The organism is Alteromonas sp. RW2A1, from assembly GCF_001886475.1.
GTDB lineage: Bacteria > Pseudomonadota > Gammaproteobacteria > Enterobacterales > Alteromonadaceae > Alteromonas > Alteromonas hispanica.
In genome coordinates, this window is record NZ_CP018031.1 from 3485515 (window position 1) to 3503889 (window position 18375).

The 18375-nt window shown below is 42.3% G+C and carries 19 protein-coding genes; 13 read left to right on the forward strand and 6 right to left on the reverse strand.

Annotated elements, in window-relative coordinates; genetic code table 11:
- The first annotated feature begins 54 nt into the window (after positions 1–54).
- From BM528_RS18570 to BM528_RS18680, 6 genes are all read left to right on the forward strand, one after another.
- Positions 55–207, forward strand: coding sequence for a hypothetical protein (locus BM528_RS18570; protein ID WP_156844079.1), 153 nt, complete (start codon positions 55–57; stop codon positions 205–207).
- Positions 208–322: 115 nt separating this feature from the next.
- Positions 323–643, forward strand: a complete 321-nt coding sequence (locus tag BM528_RS15425; protein WP_071980598.1) for a helix-turn-helix domain-containing protein — start codon at positions 323–325, stop codon at positions 641–643.
- Positions 627–2027, forward strand: a complete 1401-nt coding sequence (locus tag BM528_RS15430) for a HipA domain-containing protein (RefSeq protein ID WP_071980599.1) — start codon at positions 627–629, stop codon at positions 2025–2027. The genes BM528_RS15425 and BM528_RS15430 overlap by 17 nt, the downstream gene beginning before the upstream one ends.
- Positions 2028–2713: 686 nt before the next feature.
- The gene (locus BM528_RS15435) at positions 2714–3745 is read left to right on the forward strand and encodes a type IV toxin-antitoxin system AbiEi family antitoxin (RefSeq protein ID WP_071980600.1); all 1032 of its coding nucleotides are present in this window, start codon (positions 2714–2716) and stop codon (positions 3743–3745) included.
- Positions 3729–4442 (forward strand): nucleotidyl transferase AbiEii/AbiGii toxin family protein, encoded by a 714-nt coding sequence (locus BM528_RS15440; RefSeq protein ID WP_071980601.1) that lies wholly within the window; start codon positions 3729–3731, stop codon positions 4440–4442. The genes BM528_RS15435 and BM528_RS15440 overlap by 17 nt, the downstream gene beginning before the upstream one ends.
- On the forward strand, positions 4439–4582 hold the full coding sequence (locus BM528_RS18680; RefSeq protein WP_198033568.1) for a hypothetical protein: 144 nt from the start codon (positions 4439–4441) through the stop codon (positions 4580–4582). Before BM528_RS15440 ends, BM528_RS18680 begins: the two co-directional genes overlap by 4 nt.
- Positions 4583–4768: 186 nt before the next feature.
- Here the strand turns inward: BM528_RS18680 and fghA are convergent, their stop codons facing one another.
- Positions 4769–5611: an S-formylglutathione hydrolase gene (fghA, locus tag BM528_RS15445; RefSeq protein WP_071980602.1), complete on the reverse strand. Its 843-nt coding sequence runs from the start codon at positions 5609–5611 to the stop codon at positions 4769–4771.
- Between the two features lie 113 nt (positions 5612–5724).
- Between fghA and BM528_RS15450 the strand changes: the two genes are divergently transcribed.
- The 3 genes from BM528_RS15450 to BM528_RS15460 are packed head-to-tail and all read left to right on the forward strand — an operon-like array spanning position 5725 to position 8816.
- On the forward strand, positions 5725–6639 hold the full coding sequence (locus BM528_RS15450; protein WP_071980603.1) for an acyltransferase: 915 nt from the start codon (positions 5725–5727) through the stop codon (positions 6637–6639).
- Positions 6636–7529: an acyltransferase gene (locus BM528_RS15455; protein WP_071980604.1), complete on the forward strand. Its 894-nt coding sequence runs from the start codon at positions 6636–6638 to the stop codon at positions 7527–7529. The genes BM528_RS15450 and BM528_RS15455 overlap by 4 nt, the downstream gene beginning before the upstream one ends.
- 3 nt (positions 7530–7532) lie before the next feature.
- Positions 7533–8816, forward strand: a complete 1284-nt coding sequence (locus BM528_RS15460) for a mechanosensitive ion channel family protein (RefSeq protein WP_071980605.1) — start codon at positions 7533–7535, stop codon at positions 8814–8816.
- A 92-nt stretch (positions 8817–8908) separates the two neighbouring features.
- On the opposite strand, the gene BM528_RS15465 is transcribed toward BM528_RS15460, so the two are convergent.
- Positions 8909–9100, reverse strand: coding sequence for a hypothetical protein (locus BM528_RS15465; protein WP_071980606.1), 192 nt, complete (start codon positions 9098–9100; stop codon positions 8909–8911).
- Positions 9101–9432: 332 nt separating this feature from the next.
- Between BM528_RS15465 and BM528_RS15470 the strand changes: the two genes are divergently transcribed.
- Together BM528_RS15470 and BM528_RS15475 are read left to right on the forward strand one after the other, a co-directional pair.
- A complete protein-coding gene (locus BM528_RS15470; RefSeq protein ID WP_071980607.1) occupies positions 9433–10233 on the forward strand; it encodes a DUF2884 family protein in 801 nt (266 codons plus the stop codon).
- Positions 10234–10439: 206 nt separating this feature from the next.
- Positions 10440–11276, forward strand: coding sequence for an NAD(P)H-binding protein (locus BM528_RS15475; RefSeq protein ID WP_071980608.1), 837 nt, complete (start codon positions 10440–10442; stop codon positions 11274–11276).
- Positions 11277–11407: 131 nt separating this feature from the next.
- Here BM528_RS15475 and BM528_RS15480 read toward each other — a convergent pair whose 3' ends face one another.
- The 3 genes from BM528_RS15480 to BM528_RS15490 form a co-directional block, all read right to left on the reverse strand.
- On the reverse strand, positions 11408–12829 hold the full coding sequence (locus BM528_RS15480; protein ID WP_071980609.1) for a sodium-dependent transporter: 1422 nt from the start codon (positions 12827–12829) through the stop codon (positions 11408–11410).
- 214 nt (positions 12830–13043) lie between these two features.
- Positions 13044–13769, reverse strand: coding sequence for an SDR family NAD(P)-dependent oxidoreductase (locus BM528_RS15485; protein ID WP_071980610.1), 726 nt, complete (start codon positions 13767–13769; stop codon positions 13044–13046).
- Complete coding sequence (locus tag BM528_RS15490; RefSeq protein ID WP_071980611.1) at positions 13759–14154, reverse strand: thiol-disulfide oxidoreductase DCC family protein; 396 nt, start codon at positions 14152–14154, stop codon at positions 13759–13761. The genes BM528_RS15485 and BM528_RS15490 overlap by 11 nt, the downstream gene beginning before the upstream one ends.
- Positions 14155–14309: 155 nt before the next feature.
- On the opposite strand from BM528_RS15490, the gene msrA reads away from it, so the two are divergent.
- A complete protein-coding gene (gene msrA, locus BM528_RS15495) occupies positions 14310–14849 on the forward strand; it encodes a peptide-methionine (S)-S-oxide reductase MsrA (RefSeq protein WP_071980612.1) in 540 nt (179 codons plus the stop codon).
- Between the two features lie 137 nt (positions 14850–14986).
- Here the strand turns inward: msrA and BM528_RS15500 are convergent, their stop codons facing one another.
- On the reverse strand, positions 14987–16105 hold the full coding sequence (locus BM528_RS15500) for a hypothetical protein (RefSeq protein WP_071980613.1): 1119 nt from the start codon (positions 16103–16105) through the stop codon (positions 14987–14989).
- Positions 16106–16513: 408 nt separating this feature from the next.
- On the opposite strand from BM528_RS15500, the gene BM528_RS15505 reads away from it, so the two are divergent.
- Complete coding sequence (locus BM528_RS15505; RefSeq protein ID WP_232230509.1) at positions 16514–18373, forward strand: alkaline phosphatase family protein; 1860 nt, start codon at positions 16514–16516, stop codon at positions 18371–18373.
- Positions 18374–18375: the final 2 nt, after the last annotated feature.

Below are 18375 nucleotides of genomic sequence, written 5' to 3' on the forward strand. Positions count from 1 at the left end.
GGTAAATGATGCCCCTTCCGAGTTAGATATAGCCTATGAGATTTGCGTGATGGCATGCATTCAATGCATGTTCTTTCCATTGAAGAGGCGCATAATTGGATTCAAGAATGCTCGTTAGGCTATACAGGTCATCAGCGTGCTGAAGTAAGGCGCGCCATTAAAAATGAACTAGCTTCTCTAGACTCTTATTTAGAGCATTTAAAGTAAATTATAACTGACTTTTAATGAGGAAAAGGCTTTCAGATAGTAAAGGTTAACTATATTTGACTTATAGATTTTTCGGCATTACTTTATATTTAAAAGTAAATAAAAGTTAACTTATATGAGTAATCTTGCCAAGACAAACAGAAAAGGTAAAGCGGTTAAGGCTTCAGCGATGCCTAACTTATCAGAACGCTTTACCCCAACTCAGCTTGCTGAAGCGATCACTGCAAAGCGAACGGGTATGAAGCTGTCTCTTGTAGATGTATCTGAAGCATTGTCTATTTCAAAGCCAACGCTGGTGAAAATAGAAAAAGGCGATACCAATGTAAAGTTAGCAAACCTTCTCAAGGTAATGGAGTACCTTGGTCTTTCATTTAGCATTCTTTGTGATGATGCGACTTCCAAAGTAGAAACGGGGGTAGGTGATGACTGGTACTAATCTAAATACCCTGAACGTTTATATCGGTCATGGTCGTAGAATTGCGGCAATAACTATTCCTGTAGGCTCTGAAACCGAATTAACCTTAACTTACGAGCCTGATTGGGTTAAGGAGGGTTTTGCTATCTCGCCCCATCTGCCTTTGAACGGTGAGTTTGGTCACAGAGCGGTTCGGAACTTCCTACAAAACTTATTACCTGAAGGTAAAGGGTTAGAAGAGATAACGAGTAATAACACTATCTCAAGAAATAATACCTTTGGGCTTATCAAGATCATCGGCGCTGACACATCTGGCGCGTTATCATTTACAAGTCGGAGCAATGAAGAGATCGAAACTTCATTTCGAGAAGTCACTAATGAAGAACTAATCGATAAGTTAGCTCGTTTTAAGAATGCTGGAGAATCAATTACCTATTGGGATGGTCGTACAAGACTATCAGTCGCGGGTGTACAAGATAAACTTAACTTATTAGAGATAGATGGCAAATTAGGCTTTGGTGAAGGTCAGCTTTGCTCAAATAAGATCTTTAAGTTTGAAACAGGAAAAGCGCCTTTTATTGCGGTGAATGAATTATTTACCATGTTGCTGGCAAAACATTCGGGTATCGATGTACCAGAGGTAACGGTACGAAAATATGGAGAAGTCAGCGCGTTTGTCATTGACCGTTTTGACCGTAAGTTAATAACAGAGCAACACCGCGTTATGCGCCGTCACGTCATTGATGGCTGTCAAGCTACTAACCTGCCCCCTTCTTACAAATACGAACGCCAACACGGTGATGAGGGCGACGGTATTTATATTCGTGATGGTGTGTCTTTTCCGAAACTGTTCAATGTAAAAACAACTAATGCCGAAGCGTATCAAACGCAACTTATACGCTGGATGACCTTTAATATTTTAGTGCGTAACTATGATGCTCACGGTAAAAACATCAGTTTCTTTGTAGGTAAACAGGGTTTAAGTCTTACGCCATTTTACGATTTAGTAAACATTGAGGCCGTTATTCGAGAGATCCAGGCAAGGCAAGCTGATGAAAACGCTAATGTGGTAATAGCTACAGGCATGGCAAACCATTTCGCGATGTCGATAGGTGAATATGGTGCTGGCAGTGCTGGTAATTTTAATCACCCATTCACTGCTTATATGTTGGCAGACTTCGCCCATGAATTTGGTATATCACTCCCTCGTCTGCAATTATTGATGAGGCAAATGATCAAGTCAGTAAGAGAGTCAATTCAGCAAGCAAAAAGCGAAGCGATGATGCACCAGTTAAGCGAATCGGAAATCAAACACATTGATGTCTGTATTCAGATCATTAATGAGGCCATTGAAGAACTAGGCCAAGAAGTGAAACACATACCAGAAATGGCGAATTTATTTTAAATGTAAAAGAGCGATGAAACTATTGAGCTGATTTCTTCAGATAGTGCTCTTGAATAAAACGCATTTTTCAGCAAAATTAAGAATGAGACATTACCATTATTGGGGGTATATAGGGGTACTTTTTATTACTTCTCGCTGCAAGCCTTGTATTTAAAGGAGGATAAGCGAGCGCAATTCCAGTCTAGCATTGAGGCGACAGAGAATCTGCGGTCAAGAGTTTGAACCGTAGCATTCAATTTAAGCCTTTGTTTCTTAGAGATAGATTTCACTTCTTGAGTAAATAGCAAGTGCGGTGCACTTAATTTTCTGAATTCGGGTCCCTTTAATTCCTTATTTCACCGTATCAAGCTCCAAAAAAAGCCTTTTTGGGGCCCAAGTTTTTAGGCGCAAAATAAGATAGCGTATTATAGCCTTACCCTCGCCTGCTCCCCTCTCAATGAGAAAGATATTGCCGCATTCCATTACATTGAAGCTGCCTACATGTTTGAGGAAAAAGAGCGAAAACTCTTACTAGACTGTCCAGCGGCTCCCTTTCTCTCCTAAAAATATTTGACACGATGTCTTTTTGTTCATTAAAAGCTAATGTTCACAAAAAGTGAACAGCTACAAATAATGAACAATGGTTGCAATTTTGTTCATTTTTTCGTAACGTTCAATAATAGTGAACGGAAGAGATAAATGAACAAATGGATAACTTATTAGCTGAAGCTGCGAAACTGTTAGCCGCGAATACCAAGCTAAATATCACTTACACGCATCATAATTTCCAAAATACTGAGGTGACGGACGGACAGCTGACGCTCACTCACGGAAACCAGAAACATACTTGGTGTGTGGAAGAAAAGGAGAGAATTACTCGCCACAGACTACACAAGCTTCAACTAGAAAAAATAGTTTTTAGCGACAAAAAAACGCTTATTGTCACAACCTATATTAATGAAAAAATTGCAGAACTTTGTCGGGAGTTGCAAATCGATTATCTCGATATAGCAGGCAATGCGCACCTCAATATACCTCCCTTTTATATCGATATTAGAGGCAAGAAACCACCTCAAGAGCTTCAAATACAACACGCGAGAAAGCTAACAGGAAAGGCGTTTCAACCTAAAGGTATGAAACTGGTCATGATGTTGTTATTGAAGCCTGAGCTTGTTAATCAGCCAATGCGGGTACTTGCGGAGCAAGCTGAAATTGCTTTAGGCACGGTAAAACAAGTTTTAGATGACCTTAAGCAACTCACATTTGTTCTCGAAAAAGGGAAAAAAGGACTCGTCCTCAACGAAAAAGATCTGCTTCTAACGCGATGGCTGGACGCTTATCCACACAACATGGAAGCTAAACTGGAGGAGAAGCTATATGTTCCTCAGAATATTGAGCAGCTTCGTAACGCACCGCTAGATAAGTACGGAGCACTCTGGGGCGGAGAGGTCGCCGCCGATGCCTATACTCATTACCTTACCCCCAAAACATACCAGATATATGCTGATACTGAAGCACATAAAGCCCTATTAAAAACTTTCAGGCTACGCCGACTACGTGCTGAAGAGACAGACGTTAATATACTGAAAATTATAGAGCCGCCTGTAGGAATCGAAAAAATTAGGGGGGAGTTACCTGGCTATGTCGCGCCACTATTAGTATATGCGGAACTACTCAACAGCGATGACCCTCGCAATATTGATACCGCAAAAAGGATCTACCATGACCACCTCGCTTGATGTATCCGAAAAACTGCCCAAGGGGCTTGTCGAGGTATATAGTCAAATCCACGGTATTGCCGCAGAGCTAAGTGTTCCGTTGCTAATTGTAGGGGCTACTGCACGGGATATTATCTTGGCTCACGGCTATAACGCTACGATTGAGCGCGGTACGAAAGATGTGGACTTTGGTATTGAAGTGCAGAATTGGGAGCATTACGAAGTGTTACGAACTGCACTGATAGAAGCGGGATTTACACCTCACTCGAAGAAGGCACATCAACTAGACACGACTGACAGTGACGGCTTGCCTTGGGAAATCGACTTGATTCCGTTTGGTGGGGTCAGCGATGATCACGGCCAGATCGCTTGGCCGCCCAAACATGATTTTGTTATGAGCGTGCTAGGATTCAATGAAGTCTATCAAAACGCATGGGACGTTACCCTGTCAAAAAATCCTGAACTTAGTGTAAAAGTAGCATCTCCGGTAGGCATCCTATTGCTAAAACTTATCGCCTGGACTGAACGAGGGCGCGAGTATCAGGGAAAAGACGCTATTGATATCTATTATGTCATAAAACACTACAGCAAAATTCCTGCGGTTGTAGATGCGCTTTACGAACAAGATTATATGGATGCGCATGACTATGACGATATGAAAGCCAGTGCAATGATGTTAGCGGACGAAGTCGCGGCCATAGTAAGGGAAAAACATTGACCTACATAAAGCAGGCTTTGCTAAACAAAGATAGTGTCTCAGAGCGCCTGAAGGTTGATATAACAAAGCATACTGTCGCAGGTTATGAAGAAGCCGACATACTCATAGAGATAATAAAAGATAGGCTAAATGGAGAATAAAACCATCGGTTGTTTCTGGATATTTCACTGAGCTCCACAACGGCCTTGCACCACCTTAAAATTTTTGTCACCCGGGGGATAAAAAAAGCCGAAGGTTAATTCACTTAACACTTCGGCTTCTCTACCATCGTACAAATAATGGAGTGCATTATGTAGTGGAGTGCATTATGCCTCCATATCAATGAGTTAGATTAATCCCATATGGCCTGCGTGGAATTCTAAATGCTCTTCAATGAACGATGCGATAAAGAAATAGCTATGGTCGTATCCTTCGTGCATGTTTAACGTAAGCTGTGTTTCAGAGCGTTGCGCTGCATGAACAAGTGATTGCGGCTTTAACTGCTCTTGAAGAAACTCGTCTTTTGTTCCTTGCTCAACCAGCATAGGAATATAATGAGTCTGACTCGCCATCAATTCAGAGGCGTCATAATCTTTCCAGCTGGCTTTATCGCTTCCCAAATAATTACCCAGCGCTTTTTCTCCCCAAGGGCAGTCACTGGGGTTGGCAATGGGGCTAAATGCCGATACCGACACATATTTATTAGGATTGCGCATACCAATGATTAAAGCGCCGTGGCCTCCCATTGAGTGCCCACTTATCGCCTTTTCTTTAGTTACAGGAAACTCCCCTTCAATCAGCGGTGGCAGTTCTTCAGTAATATAACTATACATTTTGTAGTGCTCATTCCACGGCGCTTGAGTGGCATCCACATAAAAACCAGCTCCTAAACCGAAATCGTAAGCCCCTTCTGCGTCATCTGGAACACCTTCGCCCCGCGGAGATGTATCCGGCGCGACAATTGCCATACCCAGTTCACTGGCTAGCTTCATCGCTCCAGCTTTCTGCATAAAGTTTTGATCGTTGCAGGTTAGTCCCGACAGCCAATACAGCACAGGTACGGGTTTCTCTTTGCTGGCGAAAGGCGGTAAAAATATCGCAAACGTCATTTCACAGTTTGTTGTCGTTGAAGTGTGACTATAGCGAAGGTGTGTTCCTCCGAACGCTTTGTTCTCGCTTAAAAGCTTCATTACCGCTCCTTTATAAATAGTATTTGTACCTTTATTGAAGATTCAGTAAAGGCTCTATCGGATTTTAGATCAAGTTCGTTTACACTAAGCGCCTAAATTTTGAGGTAAATACAATGGTTAGAACACTATTGCACCATATTATCGGTACAATTTCCGTCATATTCTATTTTGTAAACACAGTGGTTTGGGCAACACCCATCATTGTGCTTTCTGTGTTTAAGCTTATTCCAGTGCCTCAATGGCGACGTTTCATTTCGTATCTGTTAGATACATGTGCCACTGCATGGATTGGCGTCAATAACTTAAATCAGCGCGTTAGCAGTGGTACTACATTCCATGTTACCGGACTCGAGCAGCTTACTCGTAACGATTGGTATCTTGTTACTGCGAACCATCAGTCTTGGGTAGATATTCTGGTTCTCCAACGTGTATTTAACCGCAAAATTCCATTTTTAAAATTTTTTCTCAAAAAAGAGTTAATTTATGTGCCGATACTGGGGTTGGCATGGTGGGCACTGGATTTTCCGTTTATGCGTAGATATTCCAAGTCGTTTTTGGCCAAACATCCTGAGCTAAAAGGCAAAGATATGGAAACTACACGTAAAGCCTGTGAGAAATTTCGCACCAAACCTGTCAGTATCATGAACTTTGTCGAAGGTACGCGTTTCACTCAAAGCAAACACGACAGACAAGGTTCGCCTTTCACCCACCTATTAAAGCCAAAAGCCGGCGGCATCGCTTTTGTACTTTCGGCAATGGGCGAACAACTTCATAAACTTATTGACGTTACTATTGACTATCCAAATGGCGTCCCCACTTTTTGGGACTTCGTTAGCGGCCGAGTGCGCGATGTTCGGGTAAATATAAGCGTTATGCCTATTAAAGAGATTATGGATAGCGGTATCTTTCACCCTTCGTATTTTGACGACCCGCAAGTGCGCGCTCGTTTTCAAACATGGCTCAACGAACGCTGGCAAGCAAAAGACAATCTTTTAGAAGAACTAAACGCAACGCAGAAACCTTTATGATCCGTACAATTCTCGCTCCTTTTACTTTCGTTGTTCACATAACGCTACAGCTACTAAATCTCGCGTTATGGGGAAGTCTTATTATTGTGCTGGGCTTAGTAAAACTGGTATTGCCTAACGGTAAAATAAGGTCGCTATGGAATAGCGTAATGCACTGGCTAATGTTTAGCTTTGGGCGCATTAGTGTGCTGCTTATTCGTATGTTTAATGCCATTGATATCGAATACGCAATTCATGGCGAACTGGCAAAAGACCGTTGGTACCTAATTATTGCTAACCATCTCAGCTACTTAGATATTATTTTGCTTATCGAGTTTGCTACTCACCGAATTCCTGCGCCAAAATTCTTTTTGAAAAGAGAGCTTATATGGTTGCCGTTCGTTGGCTTGGGCGCGTGGGCCTTAGATATGCCGTTTATGCGCAGATATTCCCGCGCCTACATAGAAAAGTATCCAGAGAAAAAAGGTAAGGACCTGGAGACCACTAAAGCGTATTGTGAAAAATTTAGAACGGTGCCAACTACTGTTATTAATTTTGTTGAGGGCACGCGATTCACACCCGAAAAGCATGCGCTAAAGAAAAGCCCTTATACGCATTTGCTGCCAGCAAAAGCTGGTGGAGTGTCTTTTACTCTTGCGGCAATGGGAGAACTATTTACCAACGTGTTGGACATTTCTCTGTTGTACCCCAATAATCAAAAGCATCCAATGATGGCAATGCTTTGTGGCACCATGACTAAAATAGTAATAGACGTAAATGTAGAGCCTGTTCCAGAATTGCAACAGAACTCGCAGCGCAATGAATCTGAATTCCGGCTTTATTTCCAAGATTGGTTAAATAACCTTTGGAAAAATAAAGATACGCGAATTAAAAACCTGTTGGAGTCATAAATCATGGAAGTCAGTTCCTCTTTTCGCGAGACTTTTGTTCACTTAGTGAATGATATTTTTCCGGAACTTACTACCGGTGAACCGCTGTTTAACGTCCTTGCCGCTAGTGCAATTTTGCTTGTCTCTGTGGTGATTTATGTCATTGCCCGCCTTTTAATTAGGCCTCAAATTGCGCGAGTCGTCTATAAGTCGAACAACGTGTGGGACAACGCGCTGCAAGAGTACGGCTTTTTTAGACGCTTAATGCACCTGTTTCCAGCGCTATTTATTTATATAGCTACACCTATCCTGATCGATGAAGGTGCTGTACTACGTGGCTTTTTAATCAAAAGTGCACAGCTTTATATGCTTTACAGCGGATTACTTGCACTGTATGCCATGCTCAGCACCATTGAATATGTATATAACTCCTCTGCGCTAGCGAAAAGAGCCCCGATTACTGGCTTCATTCAAGTCACCAAGCTTGCTTTCGCCATTGTGACTATATTGCTCAGTATTTCTTTAATTGTTGATAGAAGCCCTCTGCTGATTGTGTCGGGTCTTACCGCCATAGCCGCCGTACTACTTCTCATTTTCAGAGATACGATCCTGGGTTTTGTCGCCGGAATTCAAATTGCGGCCAACCGTATGTTTAATACTGGTGATTGGATATCGATGCAAAAATACGAGGTTGATGGCGAAATTAAAGAAATTGGTCTGACAAATGTTAAGGTGCAAAACTGGGATAAAACAATTTCTACTCTCCCTACATACAGCCTTACTACAGAGGCGGTAAAGAACTGGCGCGGAATGCAGGAGTCTGGCGGACGTAGAATAAAACGTGCAATTTATTTAGACATTCATTCTATAAAGCTGTGCGACAACAATATGCTAGAGCGGTTCTCAAAGATTCGCTACATCAACGACTATGTAGAGAAGAAAAAGAATGAACTGCAGGCCTACCACAGAGACTCTTCTATTGATGAGTCTGACTTGCTGAACAGCAGACGTTTGACGAACGTAGGAACATTTCGCGCGTACTTAGAAGCGTACTTGAGAAAGCACCCTCATATTAATCAAGAGCTTACATTGATGGTAAGACAGCTCCCGCCAAATGAGTTGGGGTTGCCACTTGAAATTTATTGTTTTAGTGCAAGGCAAGACTGGGTGGACTATGAAAAAGTGCAGGCTGACATTTTTGACCATGTAATTGCAATGCTCGACCCTTTTGATTTGCGAGCCTACCAACGTGATAGCCATTTAAGCAGCTTACACTTAGCCAGAGAGGTTGAAAAAACGTCCGGTTAATTCCTTTCATATTGCCATTGGCTGCAACAGTAGCGCATAAAAAAACCGGCTTTGTGAGCCGGTTTTTTGTTTTTATATTATCCGCAGTTCTATTAACTTATTGCGTAAGTCATTAGTAGAAAAATAACTAAACCAGTTACGCCGAAAAAGCCATACTCTACTTTTTCCTGCATACCTTCAGCACCAGTTTTTGCTGTAATAAAACCCATAACGATGCTGCTAAGCCCGAGCGTAAAGGCAATTAGCGCAACACCGAACATAATTGCATTAGTCCAATCAGCCATTGTGTTAACCCCTTAATTTAATTGGGCGTATTATGCATCAATTCATCTCTATTGAACATATTTTGGTGGGGTTTAATTTTATGAGAAACAGCAGCAATTGAGTAAAATTTGATCGTAGTCAAAATAACTACTTTATTAGCATTTTTGCCAAAAATTAAACTTGCTGTAATTCGTTAGAAAAAATAAAAAGTTAAACCATTGAAAATAAATGACTTTAATATGTGGCATCTGCATTGCTAAAGCTTATGTATCAATGAGCTAAACCGTCTGTGACATCCAGCTCATCAAATGAACAATGTTTTTATCGTTAAGTCACGATTAGGGATTTTATAATGTCGAACAAGCTTTTACTTTCAGTTGCTGTAACTGGCGCATTACTAAGTGGTCAGGTTTTGGCTCATGATAACAGTTGCGATATCGAGTTAGATGGTCAATTGCAATATTACCAAGGTGACCTAACCGTAAATATGGACAATGGGTCGATTCTTAACATTAACTCTAATCGCGACCTCACAGTTAACGGTGAAACAGTCGCGTTAACTAAAGACCAACAAAGCTACGTAAACGATTATTACAATAGCATCGATACAGCAATTCCAATGACCTTAACAATAGCAAGTGAAGGCTTAGAAGTGGCTAGTGTGGCGGTAACCGAAGTTTTTGGAGAATTGCTTGGCAGTGGCAGTGACCTTGATAACGATTTCCAAGCGCTGTTCGACTCTCTCGATCAAAAATTGGCTCGCTCCTTTTACGACGATGCAGGCAACATTCGAGTAGACTCTTCAAAATTTGATGAGCCTGGTTGGTTTGACGAAAGCTGGGAAGCTGAGTTTGAAGAGCAAATTGAATCATTAATTAGTGAGTCTATGGGCCGCATTCTTATCGCTCTTGGTACACAGATGCTGTGGGAAGGAGGCGATATGTCTGAGTTTGAGCAAAAAATGGAACGTTTTGGAGACGACCTAGAGTACCGCTTAGAAGCAAAGGCAGCATCGCTTGAAGAAAAAGGTAACGCATTGTGCGATGTGCTTAAAAAGGCTGATTATGCAGAATCAAAAATGCAAGCTTCTATACCGGGTCTAGATGGCTTGAACCTTATAGAATTAGAAGGTCACAGCGAGTTAAGAATGTAAATAAAATAGCGACAAAACTTAGCAAAAACATAATAACTTTTCTGTTTTAACGTAAAGAAGCTGAACGCGAAGGTGTTCGGCTTTTTATTCATTTTCACTACTCCTCAATTTCCCTTTCCACTCACAAATACATATTAGCCTGATATACTGAAAGCTATAAATGAATGCCATACAAATTTTAGTACGGGTGTTAGGACACATAGCTTATGCAGAAAAAAGTAGTGATTACAGGTTACGGTTGGATGGCGAGTTATCTAGGAAATGCGCTGTTAAGTAGCGATAGTCCTATCAACGCAACCATAGTGGGCACAACACGAAGTGATGAAAAATGTAAATCCCTTGGTGAACAACAGATCACAGCGGTTAAATTTGCCCTTGGAGATGATACCGCAGAGCTATGTAAGCATATGTCTGGCGCTACCTTTATTATCAATATTCCACCAGGTAGAAGAAACACTCAGTTAGATGGCTTTACCCAGCAAGTTATTGCACTAATTGATGATGCAGTGGCAGCGCAGGTGGCCCATATTATTTTTATCAGCACTACATCGGTATACGGTGATAGCACAAACGAAACACTCACTGAGTCAAGCTCTACCGCACCTGAAACAGCATCGGCAAAAGCACATGTAGCGATAGAAAAGCATTTAGCGTCAGTGTCGTCGCAGATTGATTATACAGTGCTTCGTTTGGCGGGCTTGGTTGGTCCAGACCGTCACCCTGCACGCTCATTAAGCGGACGGGAGTTGCCTGCGGGCAACAAACGTATAAACCTTGTGCATATTAGCGATGTGGTTAGCGCTCTGGTGAATGTTATTCGCACTCCGCTGCAAAACAAAACCCTGCACCTATGCAGTGAGCTTCACCCTAAACGTGGCGAATATTATGCTCGCGCAGCATCGGCGCTTAATCTCCCGCTGCCCATCTTCTCTGACACTGAATATGAGGCCAAAGGCAAAGTAGTTGATGCCACAGCAAGCTGGAAAGCATTGAAGATTACTCCTCGCTTTTCAAACCCAGATGATATGTACTCTGGTAAATGATAAGCCAGATTTACAATAAATAAAAAAGGGATGGCGTTTGCCATCCCTTTTTTGAGTGTAATTCTTATTAGATTGTAACGATTAAATTGCAACGAGCACTCTTTGTAACAAAAACAGCGCCCGTATTATGATTAACCGAACAAACTTACGCCGAAGTATTTAACTGCTACTGTGTTGGCGAAAATGACCAGTAAAATTAGCGGAATAAACGTTTTAAGCGAAATATCGACGTATTTTTCGAACCAGCTGCCGCGATAATCACTGCTGCCCTCTTCCAGTGACGCATTGAAGTTAGTGGTTTTCCAACGGTAGGTAACAAATAAGCAAATCAATAAGCCATTCAGAGGCAGTATGGTTTCGTAAAAAACATCGATGATCACATCAAAGAATGACTTATCGGCTCCAGCGTAACTTACAAAGGTGGTTAACGCCTCAATCTTACCGAAGGAAAGTGCACTTAAGATAGCTAGTACTATCATAATACTTCCCAACGAGGTCAGCGCCCATTTACGGCTTACACCTTTCTCGTCCATTAGCGCTGCTACCGGCACCTCAAATATTGAAACTAGCGAGGTAATAGCGGCAAAAAATACGAGTAAGAAAAACAAGCTAGCAACTATTGAAGCGCCTAAATAACCGATAGACTCCTGCAACGCCAAGAAGATACTTGGTAGATAGGTAAATATCATACCCACTGAAGACTCGCTTAATTCGTTAGGATTTATTTCTGGGTTAAACGAGAAAATAGCGGGTAGAATCATTAGGCCAGCAGTAAAGGCAACCGCAGTATCAGTAAGTGCCACCAGCTTTGCAGAAGTTGGTACGTCAGCCGATTTATCTATGTAGCTGCCATAGGTAATGAGGATCCCCATTCCTAACGATAGCGAGAAGAACGCTTGGGCTAAGGCGCCGTTAATTACCGATGCATTTAACTTTGAAAAGTCAGGTACAACATAAAACTTGACTCCCGCCATGGCGTTATCTTGCGTCAAAACAAAAATAACCAACCCAATAAGCATCACGAACAGAGCGGGCATTAGAAGCTTTGCCGCTTTTTCAATCCCCTCTTTAACGCCGCCTTGCAAAATTAAATATACCACCCCAACGACGACAGCCATGTAAGCGAAAATCGAAGGAGAATTTATAAAAATACCAAAGGTCTCTGGGTCAGCTAGTTTGTCTAAATTGCCACTGACCGCCTCGTATAAATAACCAAAAATCCACACTGTAATAACCATGTAAAACACGGCTATCATAAATGGAGTCGCTATTGCTAACCACCCTGCAAGTTTCCATTTTGGACTGTTGTTACTGATTGAGTTGTAGGCACCTAAAGGGTCCTTTTTTGCATGACGACCCACTGACATTTCAGCCATCATTACAGGCAAGCAAATCGCGAATACAAATATGGCGTACATTAATAAGAATGCACCGCCGCCGTTTTTTGCTGCTCCTACCGGAAAGCCAACCAAATTACCAATACCAACTGCAGAACCTGCAGCTGCCAAAATAAAACCTATGCGCGATCCGAACTGTTCTCTGGCCCCGCTCATATCCCTTCCTCTTGTTGAGTTATTGTTATGTTTATCAGGATGGTATGTTTTGAAGTGACTCACAACGGCGTCAACGCCTTGTATTCCAGACTCTATAGACCACGTATAGGCTCTACAGGCCAATTAATACGCTGCACCATACCCCAAAAGATATGGTAACAGCAGTGTAATAAAAAGTCTTGAGGTTGAACTAAAGGAATCGTAACAAAGCGTATTACCAAGTTACCACTTCGCCATCCCAGTCGATAAAATGGCAAATTTGGTCGCGATCTAGCTTTGAGACGTGGGTAAAAAGCTGATCTGCGGTAAACTCAGGAGTGAATAGTTTTTTAGCAGCAACATTCTTTTGAAATGACTTTGAAAGCCCAGTGTCTACCGTTCCAGGGTGATAACACACCAGCATGGCGTTTTTCACTCTGCGTTTATATTCGATTGATGCGGTCTTCACTAGCATGTTCAGAGCTGCCTTCGATGCTCTGTAACCATACCAGCCGCCAAACCCGTTATCGGAAATACTGCCCACACGAGCACTGAGGCACACAACAGTAGAGTGGTTTTTGTCCATTACGTTAACCAAATGCTTAAGCCATAAGGCAGGGATGATAGAATTCACCGCAAAGTAAGATGACAACGCTGATTCGTTCATGTCTTCCAAGCGTTTTTCAGGTTTCACGCCTAGCTCGTCGTTTTGCAACATCCCTGTTGTAACAACCACGTTATTTAAAGTTGTACCTTGGCTTTTTAGCTCATCGACGAAAGCCGCAATATTGGTTTCATTATGCTCTGTCATAGCTTTTGCCGTAACGGTATTGGGCCAACTGTCGTCTGTAGCGCCGCTTCGACTCACCGCAATAACTTCATCGCCGTTGTCAGCATAGCGTTTAACAATAGCTCTACCAATGCCGCCTGAGGCCCCAATAATAAGTGTTTTATTTGTCATTGGTTTCTCCTGGTATACAGCGATCGCAACCGCGTTTTTTGCCCGTTAGCAGATAGGAAATAGTATATCTATGCTTGGCAAACACATTATAAAAAGCATCTGCAATTATACGAATTCCGGGCCACCGTAGTGGCGCATACAGCCAGCCCACCCCAACAGCTTTCCATGCTTCGTGAGTAACATCGAGGCCCGTTATTAACGTGCCATCATCTCTGAGTGCGTGTATTCTGGCATTGAGTGCGTGCCAGTCTAATGTGGGATAGCGCTCGTTAAAGCCCGGCTCTTGAATATCAACCAGCGTTAATCGCTTGTGCTTGTCTCGTTTTCTGAGGTGCTTCATTTCTGTCATGCACAACGGACAATAGCCATCATAAAAAATAATCACTACAAAACCTCAAGTTAATTGGAAACGTACTAAAGCGCACGAAAGGTGTTTTTTTATTTATTATGCGTTTATACGCTAAAAAAACATGCTTGGATGACTTGAGTTAGACGTAGGTGAAACCCACACTACTGTCATTGAAATTAAGAGGTTTTATCATGGCAAATTTACAGGTCGCTACGCTAGCTGGCGGGTGCTTCTGGTGTATTGAATCGGCATTTAATTCTGTCGATGGAGTTGAAAAGGCATTATCTGGCTATGCCGGTGGCGAAGACCCAGCGCCTACATATGAAAAAGTATGTGGTGGCAATACCGGTCATGCTGAAGTGGTACAGGTAACGTTTGATGCAGACAAACTTACCTATCGCGAGGTTCTGGAAATTTTCTTCGCACTGCACAACCCAACACAGCTTAATCGCCAGGGAAATGATGTTGGCACTCAATATCGAAGTGCAATTTTCTACCATGACTTAGGTCAAAAAGCCGAAGCTGAAAAGATTATTGCCGAGATAAGTAACGATGAAATCTGGCCAGACCCAGTCGTTACAGAAGTTGTTGAGATTAATAACTATCACGAAGCCGAGAGCTATCACCAAGATTATTTTAAAAATAATCCACAAAACCAGTATTGCTCAATGGTGGTGGCTCCAAAACTGGCAAAATTTAAGAAGACGTTTGCTTCTAAGCTTCGAAGCTAAGCCTAGATAACGCTGGTCTCTCATAGACAATTTATATCCAATTGAGAGGCAATAAAAAGACGGCAGCCAAGAGTGCCTTATCACAAGGGCACTTGGCTGTTTACACCCGCGCTGTTTTACGATATACCGCTCAAAAACTACTGAAACCAACTTGGATTTAGGGGAAGGGAGAATAGCAACGGAGCTAAGTCTTTATATTTCTTCTCATCTACCTGACAAGAGGCATTTTTAAGATAATTTTTTTCCCAAGGATCGTTAATTATCCATAGGGTATTTTGCATCACCACCAGTCCCTCCATTGAAGCATTATCCATTACATAATCGCTGCAAGTTTCATTACCCTTCACTTTAAAAGTGATAGGGACTCTTAGCGTTGGCTGTCTGGCTGCAGTATCAATAACCCAAAGTTCATTGTCGTTTCTAGCCGCAGCTAAAAGGTACGTTTTCGCATTCTCTGTATGCAAGGTCAGTCCGTTTATGGGGTGATTGCCCGCAGCAAAAGTAGGCAGCAAAAGCTTAGGCTCTTGCACAACGGCAAATTCTGTTGAAGAGAAAAAGTCGTTATTTACATCAACGGTAAAAATGCGCGGCTGCCCTGCGATATCCTTTTCTAATCCCAGATACAAAGTTCCATTATCATCCATGGTTAGCCCTTCAATACCATCGTTAGGAAAATTCCCTACATTGAATTTGGCGGGAAATTGAAGAGGACGCACATGGGTCATCGTGAAATTTCCGTCTTGCTTTCGAGCTAACCGCACCAGTAGTGTGGGGTAATCTGTAGACCCCGTGTTGCTGTATTTCGACTCACAACGAGGGCTTAATGCCCCAGTTCGAGTGGCATCTTCGGTTACGGTGTAAATAACATCATTGTCTCGAGGGTCTACAGCTAGCGCTTCTAAATCAGGCTCTGTGCTTAAATAATTATAAAAACAACTTCGCGCTACCCGAGATGAAAAAGTAAATTTGTCGGTGGATGAGAGCAGTGTTGATGATGCTGGGTCAATGCGATGTAACTTTAACTGCTGACTTTTCTCTGCACTGGCGTCTGCAATTGTTAACAGCTCTCCATCTAAGGCAACCAATCCAGATGTTTGCGGGTCGTACATAACATCGCCATTGGGCTTGGTTATCCATTGTCCTGTTGTGACAGCAGTCATATCAGGCTTTTCAGGAGTAATGACAACCTCTTGTGGTTCGCTACATGCGGTAGCAAGAAAAAGAAAAACGCTACCAAGTAAAGCGTATTTTTGCATATCGATAGTTCTCTTATATTCAGTTATTTGTTGTGTCAGTTATTAGGGCATGTTGGTCTTTGCTGAACACAGAGCGCTTTAAAAACAGAAAGCAAAGACCGATATCCCTAATAAGCTTAATGCCCTAATCAAGCTGCGGATATTACTTATTTCACCCTTTATTCGTGCACTCAAATTCATTACTTCAAGTTTATACCTTCAAAAAAGCCAATAAATCGTAAGGCAAAATATTCTTACTCAAACGCAAGATCCTAAGTTGAGTGATTGCTATATTTAATAGTAAATATGAATAAATTGTAAGCGAGTATACAGAGCATACCGTTTAGGAACAAAAAAGAGTAAAGTGCTCACAAGGAAGCTGAAAAAGTAGAAAACGAGGCATTAACTATCTCAAACCATCAACTCCCAGTGGTCATTGCCGGCCCTATTGTTCGCAAAGTAAGTAAAGATACTTGTCATATATGGTTAGTAACCTCTACGCCAAACGCGCCAACAATATCGCTAACGCAAAATGATGAGGCTATCGAGCATCAGCCGCACACAGAAACTGTTCAAGTGGGAAAGTTAGCCTTTATTCACCTTTTATCAGCAAGCACACCCACTGCCTTTTCTAACAATGTACGGATTAATTACAACCTCTCGTTTGAGAGTTCCGAGTTTAATAATAGATGGCAAACAGAACAGCAAAAATTGCTATATTCAACGCAAGAAAGTTTGAGCTTTCATTACACTGATGCCCCCGAAACGATATTGCATGGTTCCTGCCGCAAACCTCATTTTGATGGCGAAGACGCGCTAGCGCAGGTCGATAGACTTATAGAGAAAGGGCTAACATCCGGAGTTTCTCTGCCGGACGTACTGCTAATGACAGGGGATCAAATTTACGCCGATGATGTTGCTGGCCCCATGCTAAAGGCGATACATCAGTGTTGCGACTTACTTGGGTTGTATCATGAATCGCTTGAAGGGGCTACGATTACAAACACTCAAGACTTAGCCGCTCATCCTCACGGATTTTATGAGCGACAGCAATTGCTGCCGCAAATTTCAACCAATACGGTGTTGTCGTCTCTGTTTTTTGGCGCTAAGAAGAAACCTGTATTTACGTCGGTGAATGCGCAGAACCATCTCATTGGTAGCGCCGAAATTCTCGCCATGTATTTTTTGGTATGGTCAGATAGCCTTTGGCCGCTTATCAATATTGAAAACACCCATATCCCGGCAAAATATATCGACAACTTTCAACACGAACAAAAAATTATAGCGAGTTTCGTTGAACAACTACCCGCTGTTAGGCGTGCTCTAGCGCATGTTCCTACCTACATGATTTTTGATGATCACGACGTAACCGATGATTGGAATTTAACTCGAGGTTGGGAACAAGAAGTTTATGCCAATCCCTTGTCAAAGCGCATGATTGGTAATGCGTTAATCGGTTATTTACTTTGCCAAGGATGGGGCAATGCTCCTAAAAAGGTCGAACCCCTTATACGACAAGCTCAGCAAGTATTCAGTACTAGAGAACTAAACGAGCAAGATAGCTTTATCAATAACTTACTCGACTTTAATAACTGGCATTATCGGCTTGATACCACCCCGCCTATCGAGGTTCTCGACACTCGCACGCAGCGATGGCGCTCTGAATCTAGTTTAAATAAACCTTCTGGTTTAATGGATTGGGAGGCACTATGCGACTTTCAGCACGCCATCATAGGCAAAGACGCTGTTATTGTTGTTTCTGCAGCACCTATTTATGGGGTAAAAGTGATAGAGGCCATTCAAAAGGTGTTTACGTTTTTTGGTAAAGCCCTCACCGTTGACGCGGAAAACTGGATGGCTCATAAAGGTACGGCAAACGTTATTCTCAACATATTTAGACACTATAAAACGCCGCCTGAGTTCATTATTTTATCTGGCGACGTTCACTACTCCTTTGTTTACGATGTTCGCCTTCGTTTCAGACGCAACAGTCCTCATATCACCCAGTTTACTTGCAGCGGCATGAAAAATGCGTTTCCCGACAGGCTTATCACCTGGTTCGATCGGCTTAATAGACTACTTTACAGTTCAAAATCGCCATTGAACATTTTTACACGGAGAAGAAATATGTCGGTAAAAGCCAGGCATCCCAACAACGGCTCTGCAGAACTGCACAATGGCTGTGCTATTGGTGTATTAAATATTTCACACAAAGGCAAGGATGTTCGTTGCAAAGCTTTGTTGAGTAACGGTAAAGAGGTAGAATTCCCGCCAGTTAATAACGACTAACG